The 15,809-nt window shown below is 56.9% G+C and carries 18 protein-coding genes; 5 read left to right on the plus strand and 13 right to left on the minus strand.

All coding sequences use genetic code 11. The features are described from left to right. Nucleotide 1: 1 nt before the first annotated feature. From ABVF61_RS28130 to yddG, 3 genes are all read right to left on the minus strand, one after another. Entirely contained in the window at nucleotides 2–205 is a 204-nt protein-coding gene (locus ABVF61_RS28130) for a DUF1737 domain-containing protein (RefSeq protein ID WP_353996925.1), read from the minus strand. A 12-nt stretch (nucleotides 206–217) separates the two neighbouring features. Next, nucleotides 218–1,102, minus strand: coding sequence for an HpcH/HpaI aldolase/citrate lyase family protein (locus ABVF61_RS28135; RefSeq protein WP_353996926.1), 885 nt, complete (start codon nucleotides 1,100–1,102; stop codon nucleotides 218–220). Between the two features lie 101 nt (nucleotides 1,103–1,203). After that, the gene (gene yddG / locus ABVF61_RS28140) at nucleotides 1,204–2,103 is read right to left on the minus strand and encodes an aromatic amino acid exporter YddG (RefSeq protein ID WP_502950024.1); all 900 of its coding nucleotides are present in this window, start codon (nucleotides 2,101–2,103) and stop codon (nucleotides 1,204–1,206) included. A gap of 160 nt (nucleotides 2,104–2,263) precedes the next feature. Between yddG and ABVF61_RS28145 the strand changes: the two genes are divergently transcribed. Further along, nucleotides 2,264–2,725 carry a GNAT family N-acetyltransferase gene (locus ABVF61_RS28145; RefSeq protein WP_353996927.1) on the plus strand — a complete coding sequence of 154 codons (462 nt, stop codon included), beginning with the start codon at nucleotides 2,264–2,266 and terminating at the stop codon, nucleotides 2,723–2,725. A 54-nt stretch (nucleotides 2,726–2,779) separates the two neighbouring features. On the opposite strand, the gene ABVF61_RS28150 is transcribed toward ABVF61_RS28145, so the two are convergent. Beyond that, nucleotides 2,780–3,829 carry a DUF2125 domain-containing protein gene (locus ABVF61_RS28150; protein WP_353996928.1) on the minus strand — a complete coding sequence of 350 codons (1,050 nt, stop codon included), beginning with the start codon at nucleotides 3,827–3,829 and terminating at the stop codon, nucleotides 2,780–2,782. Nucleotides 3,830–3,943: 114 nt separating this feature from the next. Between ABVF61_RS28150 and ABVF61_RS28155 the strand changes: the two genes are divergently transcribed. Further along, nucleotides 3,944–4,465 (plus strand): gamma-glutamylcyclotransferase, encoded by a 522-nt coding sequence (locus ABVF61_RS28155; protein WP_353996929.1) that lies wholly within the window; start codon nucleotides 3,944–3,946, stop codon nucleotides 4,463–4,465. Nucleotides 4,466–4,480: 15 nt separating this feature from the next. Here the strand turns inward: ABVF61_RS28155 and ABVF61_RS28160 are convergent, their stop codons facing one another. The 4 genes from ABVF61_RS28160 to ftsE all read right to left on the minus strand — a co-directional run bounded on the left by ABVF61_RS28160 (nucleotide 4,481) and on the right by ftsE (nucleotide 7,848). Then, the gene (locus tag ABVF61_RS28160) at nucleotides 4,481–5,257 is read right to left on the minus strand and encodes a lysophospholipid acyltransferase family protein (protein ID WP_502950034.1); all 777 of its coding nucleotides are present in this window, start codon (nucleotides 5,255–5,257) and stop codon (nucleotides 4,481–4,483) included. A gap of 55 nt (nucleotides 5,258–5,312) precedes the next feature. Beyond that, on the minus strand, nucleotides 5,313–5,945 hold the full coding sequence (locus ABVF61_RS28165) for a YdcF family protein (protein WP_353996931.1): 633 nt from the start codon (nucleotides 5,943–5,945) through the stop codon (nucleotides 5,313–5,315). Nucleotides 5,946–6,093: 148 nt separating this feature from the next. Next, nucleotides 6,094–7,134, minus strand: a complete 1,041-nt coding sequence (locus ABVF61_RS28170) for a cell division protein FtsX (RefSeq protein WP_353996932.1) — start codon at nucleotides 7,132–7,134, stop codon at nucleotides 6,094–6,096. A gap of 54 nt (nucleotides 7,135–7,188) precedes the next feature. Next, on the minus strand, nucleotides 7,189–7,848 hold the full coding sequence (gene ftsE / locus ABVF61_RS28175) for a cell division ATP-binding protein FtsE (RefSeq protein WP_353996933.1): 660 nt from the start codon (nucleotides 7,846–7,848) through the stop codon (nucleotides 7,189–7,191). Nucleotides 7,849–8,043: 195 nt separating this feature from the next. Here ftsE and ABVF61_RS28180 point away from each other — a divergent pair, with 195 nt between their 5' ends. Genes ABVF61_RS28180 through ABVF61_RS28190 form a run of 3 tightly spaced genes read left to right on the plus strand, consistent with a single transcriptional unit; the run spans nucleotide 8,044 to nucleotide 9,976 of the window. Then, complete coding sequence (locus tag ABVF61_RS28180) at nucleotides 8,044–9,009, plus strand: zinc-ribbon domain-containing protein (RefSeq protein ID WP_353996934.1); 966 nt, start codon at nucleotides 8,044–8,046, stop codon at nucleotides 9,007–9,009. Nucleotides 9,010–9,011: 2 nt separating this feature from the next. Beyond that, on the plus strand, nucleotides 9,012–9,578 hold the full coding sequence (hpt, locus tag ABVF61_RS28185) for a hypoxanthine phosphoribosyltransferase (RefSeq protein WP_353996935.1): 567 nt from the start codon (nucleotides 9,012–9,014) through the stop codon (nucleotides 9,576–9,578). Between the two features lie 2 nt (nucleotides 9,579–9,580). Then, nucleotides 9,581–9,976 (plus strand): response regulator, encoded by a 396-nt coding sequence (locus ABVF61_RS28190; protein ID WP_353996936.1) that lies wholly within the window; start codon nucleotides 9,581–9,583, stop codon nucleotides 9,974–9,976. Nucleotides 9,977–10,158: 182 nt separating this feature from the next. Here the strand turns inward: ABVF61_RS28190 and ABVF61_RS28195 are convergent, their stop codons facing one another. The 5 genes from ABVF61_RS28195 to ABVF61_RS28215 all read right to left on the minus strand — a co-directional run bounded on the left by ABVF61_RS28195 (nucleotide 10,159) and on the right by ABVF61_RS28215 (nucleotide 15,724). Then, complete coding sequence (locus tag ABVF61_RS28195) at nucleotides 10,159–10,986, minus strand: carbohydrate ABC transporter permease (protein ID WP_353996937.1); 828 nt, start codon at nucleotides 10,984–10,986, stop codon at nucleotides 10,159–10,161. A gap of 10 nt (nucleotides 10,987–10,996) precedes the next feature. Then, nucleotides 10,997–11,914 (minus strand): carbohydrate ABC transporter permease, encoded by a 918-nt coding sequence (locus ABVF61_RS28200; RefSeq protein WP_353996938.1) that lies wholly within the window; start codon nucleotides 11,912–11,914, stop codon nucleotides 10,997–10,999. A 72-nt stretch (nucleotides 11,915–11,986) separates the two neighbouring features. Further along, complete coding sequence (locus ABVF61_RS28205; protein WP_353996939.1) at nucleotides 11,987–13,306, minus strand: ABC transporter substrate-binding protein; 1,320 nt, start codon at nucleotides 13,304–13,306, stop codon at nucleotides 11,987–11,989. 64 nt (nucleotides 13,307–13,370) lie between these two features. Further along, on the minus strand, nucleotides 13,371–14,459 hold the full coding sequence (locus ABVF61_RS28210; protein WP_353996940.1) for an ABC transporter ATP-binding protein: 1,089 nt from the start codon (nucleotides 14,457–14,459) through the stop codon (nucleotides 13,371–13,373). Nucleotides 14,460–14,485: 26 nt separating this feature from the next. Next, on the minus strand, nucleotides 14,486–15,724 hold the full coding sequence (locus ABVF61_RS28215; protein ID WP_353996941.1) for an FAD binding domain-containing protein: 1,239 nt from the start codon (nucleotides 15,722–15,724) through the stop codon (nucleotides 14,486–14,488). Between the last annotated feature and the right edge of the window lie 85 nt (nucleotides 15,725–15,809).

Consider the following 15,809-nt stretch of genomic DNA (forward strand, 5'->3'; position numbering starts at 1 on the left):
CTTAATAATCTCCGAGCTTCATGTCGCGGGAATACTCCCCTTCCACTTCTTTGGTAACGGCCTGACCGCAGATGGTGGCGCCCCGCGCCGCGTCAAAGCTGAGCGTCGGCGATCCGGAAAGCTCCCACCCCTTGTTGAGCGCCTGGGTAACCCGGTGACAGAATTCGCTGTCGTCTACACCGGTAATGAACCTGTAAAGTTTCATCATCTGGTCCTGTTATGCACGTGCGGCAATGGCATCGGCAATCATGATCACCCGTTTGCCCATCTCCGCATGTAGCCGTTCCACCATCTTTCCGTCCACCTGAATGGCACCCTTGTCCGCATTTTCCGGAAGATCAAACGCGTCGTTGATTTTGCGTGCCCAGGCAACATCACTCTCGGAAGGACTGAAGGCAGCATGGCAGGGCGCGAGTTGCTTCGGATGGATCAGCGTTTTGCCGTCCATGCCCATATCGACCCCTTGCGCGCACTCCAATGCAAATCCCTCTTCGTCCTGGAATGCATTATAGACGCCGTCCAGGATGTCGATACCGCCGGCGCGTGCTGCTGCAACGCATGTCATCAGCCAGGGCACCATAGCCGCGCGTCCGGGCGTCAATCGGGCGCGTGTTTCCTTGGCAAGGTCGTTCGTTCCCATGACAAAACAGGAAAGTCTGATTTCTGGATCCTGACCGCATGCGCCGATCGCGGCTGCATTCAACATGGCTTCAGGTGTTTCCATCATCGCCCAAAGCTGAAGACTGCCTGGAGCGTTGTGAAGCGACAGCAAGTGGGCCACGCGCTGCAAGTCCGATGGAGCATTGACCTTCGGAACCAGTATCGCATCGGCAGTGGAGTTGACGGCCATCCGGAGATCCGATTCGCCCCACGGGGTATCAAGTCCATTGATGCGGATAACGACTTCACGTTCGCCATATCCGCCCGCGGCAACAGCGTCACCGATCTGTGTCCGCGCCAGGTCTTTGGCGTCCGGCGCAACGGCATCTTCCAGATCCAGAAGCAAGCAGTCCACATCGAGGCTTTTGGCCTTTTCCAGGGCTCGGGCGTTGGAACCCGGCATATAAAGGGCGGAACGGCGCGGTCTGATCGGTATCGTCATCAGGTCATCCTAAAGAAAGGCAAAGCGGAACGAACACTACCCTAGTGGTTTGCGGGGCCGGGAGAAATTCGCCGAATGGGGAAGGCGCATCATGATCCCTGTCATGGCAGGCCTGTTCGGCGCGGCCTTGAGAAAATCATGTCTTTTGCCGCAATAACAGCGCCCAGAGTAATGGCTATGCAGGCAAATCCGACAGAAAGCGTCAGGTTGCCGAACCCGAAGGCAATCAACAGAAGCGTCGAAAGCAGCGGTGCGGAATAGGCTGCTGCGCCCAGAACCTGGATGTCGCCACGCTTGATCCCGATGTCCCATGTAAAAAACGCGAGGCCTACTGGGAAGAGGGCAAGAGCGACGACTGACGCCCATTCAAGGGTGTTGGCCGGGAGCACGGTTTCTTCCAGGGCGAAATGGCAGATTGCCGACAGAATGGCAGACGTCAGGCAAAAACCGGCGACGGCCTCGCTCGGTACAGCGCCGAGGCGTCGTGACAGAACCGAATAACTCGACCAGAACAGCGACGAGGCGACTGCTGCAGCATAACCAATTGCAAACGCGCCGGAAAACGCAACGCTGCCGCCACCGCTTACCAGGAGCGCTGCGCCCGCAAGGCCCAGAATGGCTCCGATGACATGGTGGATGCGCAGCCGCTCACCCGGCAAAAAGGCAGAAAAAAGCACGATCAAAAGCGGCCAGGTGTAGTTGATGAGATTTGCTTCCACCGGCGGCGCGTTCCGGATGGCGGTGAAATAGAAGAAATGAAACCCGAACAATCCCGTCGTACCGAACGCCCAGACCTTCAGCGGTTGACGCAACAATGCGAGTTTTCCCGACAAGGCCAACCAAATAATGGCAAGGCTGCCTGACAGCCCGAAGCAGAGCGCATTCAAGAGAAAGGGCGGCACGTGTCCCGACCCTGCACCAAAGAGACCGAGCGTCGCCCACATCAGAACCGCACTCAGTCCAATTGCTGTTGCGCGGACACGATCTGCTGCCGCCATCATTTCAGTCCTCAAACAAAACGTCACTCAATGGCGACACCCATGGCGCAATAGCCCGGGACCAACAACCGTCATAGCAGAATTTGATGGAAGTCCTTGATCCCGGCTCCTGTTTCGGGACATGTTGGGGCGACATCTTAGACCTGTGATATCCGGGGATTCCATGACAACTGCGGAAATCAGAGCCCTTGGGCCGGAAGACGCCCATAAGCTTGCGCCACTCATTGCCGAAAATGCCCAAGCGCTCAAGCGCGGAGCGCCGAGACGGCCCGACGAATTTTACGCTGAACGGATTCTGGGCGACAAAACCGCTGAAGTCCTGGGGGCTTTTGTCAGCGGCGACCTGATCGGATTCGGTGTGTATTTCGATCTCCCCGAACTGATTACCGGGCTTCGAATCGGTCAGTTGGACGAGATTTACGTCCACCCGGACCATCGCAATAAAGGACTGGGGAAGAAGATCATCGACGAACTCGTGAGCGAAGGTCAAAAACGAGGCTGGCTGCACCTGAGGTGGATCGTTCCCGGTAAAAACGCGCCGGCGGTCGCTCTCTATGAGAAGATAGCAGAACCCGATCATCGCAAGAGCTACGTGATCCCGATCGACAGGATTGCGGGCGATTAGTCTGCGCACCACGTAAGGCGATCTGCCGCGGGCACGATGCCGAAAGGCGAGCGATCAGGTTCCAGCCGCATAAAACGGCGGGACCCGGCCCAGTGGCAAAAATCCGACACGGACAATACCCCGTTCGATTGTCACGGGAAGGGCGATCGACCTGACACCGTTAACCTCGGTTTCCGCCGCCTTCAGACTTTGGATCACGTTCTGAACCAGAGCAAAACTTTCGTCCTGCGGTGGAAACAACGGTTTCAATGCACTGAGCAAACCGTCTGCATTGCCGATTGTTACCTCAAGCTGGCCGGAAAGCGTCCCGTCGCCATTGACGACGAGGTCGCCGGCGGCACCAAGACTGCTTTTGCCGATAACGGTCTCCAGCAGGACCAACTTGACGGGAAGCTGACCACCATAGGCCTGTACAAGGCTGGCAAGATTGGCGCCTGCGAGCAGCGCCGATCCGCCGGAAACCTGCAAATGCCCTCGCATATCGATCTTTTCGCCAAGCTCTGGGAGGGATTTCAGCTGCAAGGCGTCTACCGAGATGAAACCGTCCACCGCATCAGCTTGGTTCGGCGTTTGCCTTAAGTGCACTTCGGCCTTGTCAGCGGCAAAAAGACCTTGAGAGGCAGGGTTTTCGAAAGCCGCTTCCGGCTTTTGCAGAACGGCGTCGAAGGCACCCAGTGACGTATCGGAGAACTTGATACTCGCCCGCGCGGTTTCCCATCGCAGCTCACCCAGAAGACCGCTAAGGGGCTCGGAAATTGCAGCCGGCGCCTTGGCTTCCAGTATGATGTGCCAGGGGTTGTAAATCAAAGCCACGGCGTTGAGCCCGCCCACCGATCCGGCAGCACCTGCCCGATCACGAGACGCCAACTCACGGCAATAGACCTCGTAGCGGAAGGGATAACCGGCGATTGCCAGATCCGCGCAGGATACTTCCAAACCATTGCGCGCAACTGACTTCATCTGAAGATCGATCTGCTCCGCCAGAACGGATCTTCCGTAGGCCCACGCCCCGGACCATCCGGCTATGACTAGGACGATGGCGCCGATCAGAAGGAGATACCGGCGACGCGTCGGTTTGGCTGGCTTGTTTTCGGTATCTGACACGGTCTCTATCACTCTTGAATGCGCGCTCTTTTGCCGGGTTGCCCCGCGACCTTCATTGAAACATCAATCAGGTATTGCTATCTCGGCCACCGGCACAATGGTAGACAGGATGATATGAGCAATTTTTGGGTGTTTGGCTACGGGTCATTGATGTGGAACCCGGGTTTTGATCATTTACGCTCCGAACCGGCCCTGCTGCGCGGCGCTCACCGGGCGCTTTGTGTCTATTCCTGGGTACACCGCGGCACCCAGGAGCGGCCAGGCCTTGTTTTCGGTCTCGACAATGGCGGTGCCTGCCGGGGCATGGCCTATCAGGTTGCCGAAGACATCTGGCCGAAAACCCTCGACTATCTCCGCGCCCGCGAGCAGACGACAATGGTCTACAAGGAACATTGGCACAATATCGAACTCGGCAACGGCGAGAAGGTCAATGCGCTGGTCTATATGGTCGATCACGCCCATCCGCAGTATGCAGGTGCGCTGCCGTTGGAGCGACAGCTCGAAATTGTCGATGGGGCCGTCGGCAAATCCGGCGAGAACCCTGAATACGTGATCAACACGGCGGCACACCTTGAAGAAATGGGCATCGCCGACAACAATCTTGCCTGGCTGGCTGAGCGGCTCAAGAACGTGTGAGGCGCGGCGCCCAAGTCAGGCGGGCTGGGTTGTTCGCATAGCATCGACTTGTTTCAGGACCGGCGACGGATCGGACGCGGCCCTGGCTTCTTCAATCAGTTTGTCGCTCGCCGTTTCGATCGTGTCCACCAGCTTTGCGTGAAACGCATCAGGTGTAAGACCGGGTTCGATGGGTGGCAGGATTTCGACGATTACGGTTCCAGGATAAACCTTCCAGGACGACCGTGGCCAATAAAGCCCGGCATTGTGCGCGATCGGCACGACCGGGCACTTCAGATCCCTGTAAAGATGAGCGATGCCGTACTTGTACTTCGGTTCGGCACCCGCCGGGCGGCGCGTGCCCTCCGGAAAGATCATGATCTGCCGCTCTTCGGCGATCGCCTCCTTCGCCGCCTCCATCATCGCCGCCAGCGCTTCGGACCGCTTGCCCCGGTTGATAGGGATCTGGCGGTATTTGGCCGTGTACCATCCGAAAATCGGGATCCAGCGCAGTTCCCGTTTCAAGATAAAGGTCGGGCTGGAAAACAATGGTATCAATGCAACGGTTTCCCAGGCCGACTGGTGCTTCATTGCAGCAATGTACCCGCCCTTGGGCAGGTTTTCGCGGCCACGAATTTCCACTTTGATGCCCGCGAAGACACGCATCAGCCAGATCAACGTGCGTGACCAGAAAGGCACGATCGGCCAGCCCCATTTTCGCGGCAACAGCATGACCGGCGAAAACAGAATCATTTCGACCAGAGTGACCGAATAGAACAGGATTTGAAAAAGAGTGGAACGCAGGAGAAGCATGGCACCAGAAAACATGAGCGGGCAAGATCACCATCCGGCCATGTCGTGAGTGCGATCAGTTCATGGCCTTCACGGTGTTGCGAAGTCTGGCGAGGATATACTTCACATATTCGCGCATGAGAAGCCGGATCGTTGCCGGCTCCTGATACCATGTTTCCAGGTTCAAACCTTTCGAGAACACGGGATAGGCAATCAGGTCGACGTCTGGCAATACGTCAGACAATTCGGCCTTCGCCCGAGGGAGGTGGTAGGCGCTGGTAACGACCAGAAGCGACCTGAATCCGTTTTTCTGAACCCAGCTTGCAGTTTCTGTCGCGTTTCCGGCTGTGTTCAAGGCGACCCTGTCGAGATCTACGCTCGCCTTTTCGAGCGGCATATCGGACGCGGTGACTGCTGCAAGCTGTTCGCGCGTCGTGCCCGGATGAACGCCGGAGATCAACAATCTGTTCGCATGGCCTTCTTCAAGCAGCCGCACAGCTTCATTGACCCGTGCCTGGCCACCCGTGAGCACAACGATTGCGTCGGCATTCGCAGACCGGGGCACCTTTGCTGTCGCGATCTGGTGCGCGAAAAACAGGAACTGACCCGTAACACCGGCAATGAGCGCAGCCAGAACCGTCACGAAGACAAGCCGCAAACCGAATCGCTTCTTGCGCCGGCCCGGTCTGATCTCTGATCCCTCTTTCACGGTTGAATGCGCACGAACCGGCGATACACCAAGCCCCGTGCGGGATCGGGCGCTTTCACCGGATGCAGAGTCTATGGCTGTCTCTGAGTGCAACATGTCTCGAGTGTGATGTCTGATTCGGCCAATTTCGCGGCATTCCTCATTAAAATCAATCCACCTTCGCCAAATGTGCCTTGACCGCGATCCCTGATGTCACCGCGGTCAGGATCGCCACCAGAAACACGACGGCGAATACGCCAAGGTAACCCGGCAGGCTAACGGAGACCGAACCGAACAGCGCGGACACTTGATCTGAGCCGGCCTGGCCGGATCCCTGCCGTGTGAGAAGATCCAGAACGACAAACGTAAATATCGCGGCAGCGCCTCCAGACACGCCTCCTTTCAAGCCGAGAAGGAGAAAATGGCGCTGAAACTCGCGCGCGATAAACCCATCCTCTGCACCGACGAAATGTAGCACCGAAACAACGTCCTTGTTGCCGGCCATGGCCGATTGGGTGGCAAACACTACACTTAAGACCATGGAACCGAGTACTAGGACCATGATGGCAAAACCACCTGCGACCACAGCGCCGGCCATGGCTGACAGACGCGACGTCCAGATAGAGTGGTCGTCCACGCTTGCGCCGACGACCTGCTGGGAGACGGAATTGCGCAATTGCGGCAGATCCAGCCGGGCGGGATCGCTGACCGTGATCTGAATGAGCCTGGGGACGGGCAATCCATCGAGCTGCAACCCTTCTCCAAGCCAGGGTTCGAGCAAGGCTTTCGTTTCCGCATCTGAAAGAGCACGAACGGATCCGACACCGGGAAACTCCTGAGCCAGCGCGACAGCCTTGTCGATCTCCCGAAGCATATCAACGCCTTCAGTCGGCCTGATCTGGATCGTGATCTCGCGGACCAGGTCGTTTTGCCAGGCGTCGGCTGCATCCCAGACGATGGAAACAGCCCCGACGGTCAGGCAGGCAAGGAAACTCATGATCGCGACCACGAGCGTCAGCGCACGGCCGGCGACAGACTGCGGTGGGACAATCGCGGCAGCCGGACGGAGTTTTGCTTCATCGCCCTTGTCCTGTTTTTTCGGTTTCGACGCGGCCTTTTTCCGCGACCGTTTCCCCCCGCCGGGGCGCTTCGGCGGTTTCACTTCTACGGCGAGCGCCTGCTCTTTTTCTGATTCGTCTGGTTCCGCCATCGTGATGCCTGGTTGTCAGTTTGCCGCCTTGGAGCGTTCGTTTCCCGGATCCGCCTAATCGAAGATGGACAGACGGCCGTCAGCCAAAACCATGCGCCGGGCATCGACCTGCTCCAGCAAGGCAATATCGTGCGTTGCGATCACAACGGAAGTGCCGAGTTTGTTCAACTCTATGAACAGACGCAACAGACGCCGGGCAAGCGGCGGATCCACGTTACCGGTCGGCTCGTCTGCCAGAAGAACTTCAGGACGTGTGATCAGCGCGCGCGCAATTGCGGCTCTTTGCTTTTCCCCGCCTGACAAAACGGGCGGGAGCACATGCATCCGGTCACCGAGGCCGACCCACTTCAAAAGATCGACCACATCAGAGCGGTACTCGGTCTCCTGTTTCCCGACGACGCGCAAAGGCAGCGCAACATTTTCATAAGTGGTCAGATGATCCAGCAACCTGAAATCCTGGAACACGACGCCGATTTTGCGGCGCAGTCTCGGCAATTCCTGTTTGTCGATCACGCTCAGATCGCGATTGAACACCTTGATCAGCCCACGTGTCGGGCGAAGAGACATGAACAGGAGCCGGATAAGGCTGGTTTTCCCGGCACCGGACGGCCCGGTCAGAAACTGGAAAGATTGCGGCTCGACCTGAAAAGTCAGGTCCCGCAGAATTTCCGGTCCCATGCCGTATCTCAATCCGACATTTTCAAAGCGGATCACACACATGTCTCCTGTTGATGGACAGACGCTATAGCCAGGCCGTTAACGGTCCATTAATCATATAAAGGTCCTTTAGAAACCTGAAAGCCCGTCATCGGATTTGCTGGCATTTGTCCAGAATTTCATGCCGGAATTCGGCCCGGTCGGTAACATCAGAATAGCGCTTGAGCATGCCATGACGAAAGGTCTTCGCGCATGAAGATCACATGTCCGGATTGCAGTACGTCCTACGAAATCAAGGCAGAGGCAGTCGGCTCTCAGGGCCGTAGCGTCAAATGTGCCAAATGCGGTAATCGCTGGTTCGTTTCACCTGAAGACGACAACGACGACGCGAAATCCTTCAAAGGCCCCGACACAGGCGCGGATTCAGGCTCGAAGGAAGAGGACGCGGACAGGGACGAGGCGGACTGGGCCGCGGACGCACAGGCCGACACTGACGAAGATACGCCAAAGAACGAGACCTCCGGTGACGACAGCGAAAGCGACGCTGACGCTAGTGATGATGCGGCGCTTTCCTCACCGATGGAAGACGACAGCGAAAGCACGGACGAAGACAAATTCAGTGCTGATCTTGCCGCTGATGAAGCAACAAGCGAGACGGATGCTCCTGAGGATGTTGAATCCAGCGCCAAGCGGCCGAAGATCGTCGTTAACCCGGACAAGTTCCGCCGCAATCATATCGGCGCTATCCTGTCCTGGGTCGCACGGCGGAATTTTCGCCGGCTTGGCGGAATTCTGATCTTTACGCTCGCCCTTGGCGCTCTGGCTTCCTTTGTCTTCATGCGAGACAGCATGGTCAAACAATCGCCGGACCTTGCCAGTCTGTTCCAGATCATCGGGTTTGAGGTGAACTTACGCGGTCTGGAGTTCCGGAACTTGCGGACATTCTCCGAAATCGAGGCCGGCAAGAAGGTTCTAGTGGTCGAGGGGTCGATCCGTAATCTTGCAGACGAGACCAATGCGGTACCTGCGGTCCGGTTGTCGATTCGCAATTCGGATCTTCAGGAAGTATATGCCTGGACTGTCGAACCCAGAACAAAAGCGTTAAACGGGTTGGACGAAACCCGGTTCAGAACAATTCTGGCAGACCCGCCGGAAGAAGCTTCCGATATCCAGGTTCGCTTTATTGACCGCGGCAAACGCCAGATAGTACTCGAGTGACCATGACAGCCAATATTCGAACTCTTTTCGACGAAGACGCCATCGCAACGCGTGTGGCTGCACTGGCGAAAGAGATCGCCGAAGGAAATCCGCAAAATCTTCTGGTGGTTGCCGTTCTGAAAGGCAGTTTTATCTTCGCAGCCGACCTCGTCCGGGCGATGCACCGTGCCGGGCTCGAGCCTGAAATGGAGTTCATTCACCTGTCTTCATACGGTGCCGGCACCGAAGGTTCTGAAAACATCCGTATTTTGCGCGATGTTGAAAGCAACGTTAACAACCGCGATATCATTTTAGTGGATGATATTCTGGAATCGGGACGAACTCTCGCTTTTGCACGCGAGCGACTGATCGAGCGTAACGCCCGCTCCGTAAAGATAGCAGCACTGCTGGATAAACCGGAGCGCCGTAAAGCTGCCATATCTGCAGACTATGTCGGGTTTGCCTGTCCTGATAAGTTTGTCGTCGGATACGGTATGGATATGGGCCACGCGTGGCGGCAGTTGCCCTTTATTGGATACGTCGTTGCTTCAGAAGATGAAGCTGCGGCTGACGGCAAGACAGGAGAGTGAGCATGGCTCGCATTCTTCTCACGGAAGACGATGACGCAGTCCGGAGCTTTGTTAAGCGGGCTCTGGAACTTGACGGGCATGCAGTAGACGTTGCGGAAGACGGCGGAGAAGCTGTCGAAATTCTCGCACGCGAAAAAGGTCAATTCGATCTTCTTGTCTCCGATATCAAAATGCCCGTCATGGATGGGATCGCGCTTGCCCTTCATACAGCGCGGGATTTCCCGGACATGCCCATACTTCTCATGACCGGGTTCGCCGATCAGCGCGAACGCGCAAATGGGCTCGACGCACTGGTGCACGATGTCATCACCAAGCCGTTTTCCCTTGTCGATATCCGCAAGGCGGTGCGTGACGCGATCACCGGCGACCTGCCGCAAGACGCACGCCGATACGCGTAAACAAGCATTTCAGTCTCGGATCGGAGACCTTTCAATAATTCGCGATCCTGCGCGTATCTTCACCGGTTCAGCGAGTGAGCCGGCGCCGAGCATTCATATGCGCACGCAAGGCGTCCGCTGTTCTCGAACCACCTCTATCTGAAATGATCAGATAACTTCTTCAGCCAAACAACTTGCGCAATTCACCCTTTCACGGCGCCCGCAGTCATGCCTGCGATGATCTGGCGTGCTGCGAAAAAGGTGAAGAGCAGCGGCGGGATGACGATCAGGGTGCCCATCGCCATGATACGCCCCCATTCGATGCCGGTGTCGGTGATGAAACCGGCCGCCCCGACGGGCAGTGTACGGGTAGTCCTGCCGGTCAGAAGAAGGGCCAGAATAAATTCGTTCCAGGCAATGCGGAACGTGAAAATCGCGGCAACGGCATACCCGGAGGTCATGAGTGGAAAGAGCACCTTGAAGAAGACCTGCAACGGTGATGCGCCGTCGACGATGGCCGCTTCTTCCAGTTCAACGGGAATCTGCTTGTAAAAACCGAACAGTAGCCAGATTGCAAAAGGCAGATTCAGCGCGGTATAGAAAAACGTCAGAACGGCCAGATCGCTGTCAACACCGGTCAACGTCACGAAAGCAAAAGCGGGCACAGCCAGCACCGCCGGCGGGACCATGCGCACCAGAAGTGTGGAATTTGCCATGAGCGCGCGGCCCTTGAAATCGAGGCGGGCAAGTGCGTATGCGCAAAAGCCGCCCAGCAGCAGCGTAATGATTGTCGAGGAGACGGCGACAATGACCGAGTTGGTCAGATAGCGGTCGAACTTTCCGCGCGTCAGAATGTACTCATAGTTTTCAAGTGTCGGATGAAAGAAAAACCAAAGGGGCGTGCCGTCCTGAACAAGGACATCATTTTTGAACGAGGTCGCGATCATCACCCAGATCGGAGCGAGCGCAATCAGCGCGAGGAAGATCAAGGCGGTGTAGTGATAGAGCTGACGCTGGAAAGTATCGTTCATTTTCAGGTCCTTAAACGTCAGACTTGGATTTCATGGGATTGGCCATCGTCAGGATTGCCGTGCTGATCGCGAAGACAATCAGGATCAGCAGCACCGATATGGCAGACGCATAGCCGAGCTGCTGCGTGTCAAAAGCTCTGTTGTAGATATGGAGTGAGAGCAATTCCGTTGATCTGCCTGGCCCGCCCCCGGTCATGATCAGCATCACCTCAAGACCGCGAAACACGTCGATCAGGCGCATCAGCAAGGCGATGATCAGGATCGATTTGATCATCGGGAGCTTCACCAGAAAGATCTGCTGATACCAATTTGCACCGTCGATGGTAGACGCTTCCACCACCTCGGACGGCAAGGCCTGAAGTCCCGCGATCACAATGATGAAAATGAAGGGCGTCCATTGCCAGATGTCAGTGAAGACGATGGCAAAGAATGCCAGGTCGGCATCTCCGAGCCAGACCTGAGGCTCAATCCCGAAGAAGGCCCCCAGATAGTAGTTGATCCAGCCGATACGCGCATCGAACAGATACCGCCAGATCAGGCCGACAACCACCGGCGACACCATCAGAGGAAGGATAAAGATCGTCCGAAAGATTGAAGCTCCCCGGATGGGCTTCTCCAAAAGGAGCGCCAACGCGACGCCGAGTGTCATTTCAATCGTGATAGTCCAGAAGCCGAACCGCAGGGTAACCCAAAGCACTTCCCAGACCTGAGGGTCCTGCACCATCCGGACAAAGTTGTCGACACCCAGAAACGGTGCCTTGGCAAGGTCGCGGCCGATCTCCCAGTCATAGAACGACAGGTAAAACGCCATGAAAACCGGATAGAGAAGGCCGCCCAGCATGACAAGAATTGCCGGAGTGATAAACGTATAGGGCGTCATCGTTTCCGCGGCAAAACGCGGTTTGCGCGATTGGGTGAGTACGGTCACCGGCGGATCCTGTCGTTGTCGAAATGCTTCATCGGACGAAAACTGCGGGGAGAGATCCCCGCAGCTATTGCATTACTGCCAGAGGTAGTAGCCTTCGCGCTCCATGATGGCCCGGGCCTTTTCGTTGGCAGCGTCCATGATGGGCTGGATCGGCTTGTCCGTTGTGATCACTTCCGTCAGCGCTTGACCGAGAACATCAATGTTGAGTTCGTTCCATTCCGGAATCAACGGACGCCAATCGGGGTCTGCGCAAGGCAGCTGTTCCGCGACGACTGCGTATTCGTCGAACTTGTCGGCGTTGTTCTCAAGCGTTGAAATACGAACAGGATCGCCGCCAAGCTCAACCATCCTTTGGTCGCCTGCTTTTGAGGTTATGTACTGGAGAAACAGGAAAGCGGCTTCCTTGTTTGGCGCATTGGCCGGAATTCCGGCCGCAAAGCCCCCGGTTTCCGAGCCGCAGCGGCTCCCGACAGGATGGAGGGCGTAGCCGACCTTACCGTCGATTTTCGACAATTTCGGATCACGCGACATGGCGGCAATCTTGAGCGTGTCGAGATGCATCGCCGCTTCGCCCTGCAGGAAGGCCGCGGCGGCCTCGCCGAAGCCGAATGTCGGAATGCCCTTTGGTCCTGTCTGCGCGACTTCGCGCAAGACCTGCGCCGCTTCGACGGCTTCGGGCGAATTGATGACCGGGTTCCACTGATCGTCGAAGATTTTTCCGCCAAGCGGTGCCAGATGCAGCAGCCAGGCAGCCGTTATCTGGTGTCCGGTTTTGCCACGGGAGGTGAGTGCGGGAATGCCAGCTTCATGGAGCTTTTGCATCACATCGCGCAACTCGTCATAGGTCTCGGGAACTTTGAGACCCTGTTCTTCAAAAATGTCCTTGCGATAGGCCAGGATTGAGGTTTCCGCTCCGAACGGCACGCCGTACATCGCCCCCGACTTGCCCGGCATATAGCCTTTCTTACCGCCGACGATGCCGCCGTTTTGCAAGTAGGCATCGGCAATGTCGTCGAGGTCGTAATTGGGATCGACGAGCGACCCGCTTGTGTAAAACTGGGAGAGCGGTGTCAGCAATCCTTTGGAAACGTATTCGCCCTTCCACATGACAACCCAGCTGACAACGTCATACTCGCCCTCGTCCTTGGACATTTCCAACAGCTGTCTGTCGCGAAGCTTGAGATACTGAAGTGCGTCAATTTCAACTTCGATGCCGGTCTCCTCGGTGAACTCTGCGACGAGTTCCTCGGCTTTCTTGAAGTGACTGAGTGCCGGCCAGGAGACGACGATCGTGGTTCCTTCGTATTTTTCGTAAGGGTTCGCGAATGCGGCAGCGGTGATGAAAGCGAGAGCCCCCATCGACAGCAGCCCTTTCTTCAAAACATGCTTCATAGTCTTCATCCTCCCTGAACTACTACTGCAATTGCTCGCGGCTGACTTTGAGGCTCAGCGCAGCCTAAAGTGCCCGACCCGTCTCCCGGTCAAACAGGTAAAGTCTTGATGTATCGAAGAAATACTGGCCGTCCCCCAGAAGATCGGCTTCCGGTCCGACTTCAACCGCGGCCGTTACATCCTGCCCGCCCAGATTTGCCGCAAGAAACTGGCTGGAGCCGATGTACTCGGCCACCTTCACCTCCAGATCGACCGGCGCGAAGGCCGCGGTTCTGGCTTCTGCGGCGAAGTGTTCAGGCCGCATGCCCATGGTGACGGCCTTGGTTGGGCTTGCGCCGGCGCGGGACTTGAGCCTGTCGGGGATGGGCAGTTCGAACCCGCTGCCCTGAATGCACATGGATCCGGACTGATCGGATAGCTCCCCAGGCAGGAGAGTCATCGATGGAGAGCCAATGAATGTCGCCACAAACGTATTCACCGGGGTGTTGTAGACATCCTTGGGTGTCCCGACCTGCTGAATGACCCCGTCCTTCATGATTACGATCCGGTCTGCCATTGTCATGGCTTCGATCTGGTCATGCGTCACGTAGACCATGGTGCGCTCAAGCTGCTTGTGCAGCAGCGCAAGTTCCGTGCGCATCGATGCGCGCAGCTTTGCATCCAGGTTCGAAAGGGGTTCATCAAACAGGAAGCAGTAGGCGTCGCGAACAATCGAACGACCCATGGCCACGCGCTGCCGCTGACCGCCTGACAGGTCACGCGGCTTCCGGTGCAGATAGTCGGTCAGTTCGAGCATGTCGGCCGCCCGCAGGACACGCTCGTTGATTTCAGACTTCGGTGTGCCGGCCAGACGCAGCGCAAACGACATGTTGTCCGCCACGTTCATGTGCGGATAAAGCGCATAGGATTGAAACACCATGGCTATGTCGCGTGACTTGGGCCGTTCCCAGGTAACGTCGCGCCCACCGATGAAAATCTGTCCGCCGGAGACCTTTTCAAGGCCGGCAATCATCCGCAGTGTCGTTGACTTGCCGCATCCGGACGGACCAACGAAGACAACGAATTCCCCTTCCGCAATATCAAGGGACAGGTCAGGGATGACCGTCAGACTTCCATACGATTTGGATACATTCTGCAGGGACACCCCGCTCATTCCATTCCTCCCAATTGCGCAACGCCTTACGTGGCGAAGTACGAAAACTCCTCCGGCACCCGGATGGATTTCTCCCACCAAAGCTCGCATTCCTCCGGGCTCGCCTTGGCCAAATCGATTGTGTTCCAGATAAAGGCCTGCTCCATTTCGTGGCCCATCTCGAGCATCCGGTGGGCAACGCGGGTCTGTCGGATCGACCAGCTTTCAAGGGCGCTGTCGAGATCCTTTCCACTGCCAAGAGCGTCGACCAGGTCGCGGGCATTCGAAAACCCTTTGAAGACGCCGGCGCCCGTCATCGGCTGCACCATCATGCCGGCATCACCGACCAGGCACATGCGCCCCTTCCGGTAGGCGGGCAGTGCGCAAGAGTAGATAAGCTGGATCTGGTTGCCCTGCGACTTGTTGAGAATTTCACCGTAGTAGCTTGGCAATTGCTCCGTCATCAACGCCTTGAGGTCAGTGTCCTGCTCGGGGCGCATGGCACCGGATGGAATGGACCCGCTCCGCACGTGGCCGTCATTATCCATCATGAATTCCGGCAGATCTTCAGCGGGCAACGGAATATAGGCCGCCCAGTTGATGATGCGCTCACCTGGGATCATTGAGCCGCTGCTGTCAGGAATGATGAAGGATACGAAACTGCCATCGATATTCTTGTAGGAATATCGCGGATGATCGTTCAGCGGATCGGAATCGCTCACTTCACTTTCCGGCAGCACTCCCCTCCAGACGAAATAGCCGCGATAAGACAGGTCAATATCGGGGAACAGGAGCTTCCGGCCTGCCGAGCGGTAGCCGTCGGCAAAGACCACAAGGTCGTAGGCTTCCGTGCTGCCATCCTCCAGGGTCAGCGATACGCACCCGTTCGTTTCCTCCGCCTGCGAGACGGTCTTTCCCTGGAAATAGATTTCGTCCGGAACGCGTTTACGCAGATTCTGCCAGAAGCCGCCCCAGTTGACGCAATGCATGTCGATTGGCCGGGTCAGCGGACAGCGGCCGACATAGGCATTTTCTTCCGAAAGTTTCGACATTTTCAGCGTGTGGAACGGAGATGCGGCAAAGTCGGCGTCAAGCAGGTCGAGTGACTTGAGTTCCTCAAGAACGGTGCGCGATGTGGTCAGCCCTCCGCCACGGCCCAAAAGGCCGCTGCGCGACCGCTCCAGAACGGTGACTTCGTGTCCGGTACGAAAGAGGAGCGTTGCCGCAATACAGCCTGATAGAGACCCGCCGACAATCGCTATTTTCAACTTCCCGAATTCGCTCATGTGTCCTTGTTCCAAGACCCTTGATTTTACTTCCTGGTGATTTTTGAGTGCGTTTTCCGTCCCGCGCCCCAACCTCTTTTTGAAA

The organism is Roseibium sp. HPY-6 (assembly GCF_040530035.1).
GTDB lineage: Bacteria > Pseudomonadota > Alphaproteobacteria > Rhizobiales > Stappiaceae > Roseibium.

What these genes read in the sequence shown, in the direction of transcription:
- ABVF61_RS28130 (WP_353996925.1), bottom strand. Translation starts at nt 205, where the DNA reads ATGAAACTTTACAGGTTCATTACCGGTGTAGACGACAGCGAATTCTGT.
- ABVF61_RS28135 (WP_353996926.1), bottom strand. Translation starts at nt 1,102, where the DNA reads ATGACGATACCGATCAGACCGCGCCGTTCCGCCCTTTATATGCCGGGT.
- yddG (WP_502950024.1), bottom strand. Translation starts at nt 2,103, where the DNA reads ATGATGGCGGCAGCAGATCGTGTCCGCGCAACAGCAATTGGACTGAGT.
- ABVF61_RS28145 (WP_353996927.1), top strand. Translation starts at nt 2,264, where the DNA reads ATGACAACTGCGGAAATCAGAGCCCTTGGGCCGGAAGACGCCCATAAG.
- ABVF61_RS28155 (WP_353996929.1), top strand. Translation starts at nt 3,944, where the DNA reads ATGAGCAATTTTTGGGTGTTTGGCTACGGGTCATTGATGTGGAACCCG.
- ABVF61_RS28160 (WP_502950034.1), bottom strand. Translation starts at nt 5,257, where the DNA reads ATGCTTCTCCTGCGTTCCACTCTTTTTCAAATCCTGTTCTATTCGGTC.
- ABVF61_RS28170 (WP_353996932.1), bottom strand. Translation starts at nt 7,134, where the DNA reads ATGGCGGAACCAGACGAATCAGAAAAAGAGCAGGCGCTCGCCGTAGAA.
- ABVF61_RS28180 (WP_353996934.1), top strand. Translation starts at nt 8,044, where the DNA reads ATGAAGATCACATGTCCGGATTGCAGTACGTCCTACGAAATCAAGGCA.
- hpt (WP_353996935.1), top strand. Translation starts at nt 9,012, where the DNA reads ATGACAGCCAATATTCGAACTCTTTTCGACGAAGACGCCATCGCAACG.
- ABVF61_RS28190 (WP_353996936.1), top strand. Translation starts at nt 9,581, where the DNA reads ATGGCTCGCATTCTTCTCACGGAAGACGATGACGCAGTCCGGAGCTTT.
- ABVF61_RS28195 (WP_353996937.1), bottom strand. Translation starts at nt 10,986, where the DNA reads ATGAACGATACTTTCCAGCGTCAGCTCTATCACTACACCGCCTTGATC.
- ABVF61_RS28205 (WP_353996939.1), bottom strand. Translation starts at nt 13,306, where the DNA reads ATGAAGCATGTTTTGAAGAAAGGGCTGCTGTCGATGGGGGCTCTCGCT.
- ABVF61_RS28210 (WP_353996940.1), bottom strand. Translation starts at nt 14,459, where the DNA reads ATGAGCGGGGTGTCCCTGCAGAATGTATCCAAATCGTATGGAAGTCTG.
- ABVF61_RS28215 (WP_353996941.1), bottom strand. Translation starts at nt 15,724, where the DNA reads ATGAGCGAATTCGGGAAGTTGAAAATAGCGATTGTCGGCGGGTCTCTA.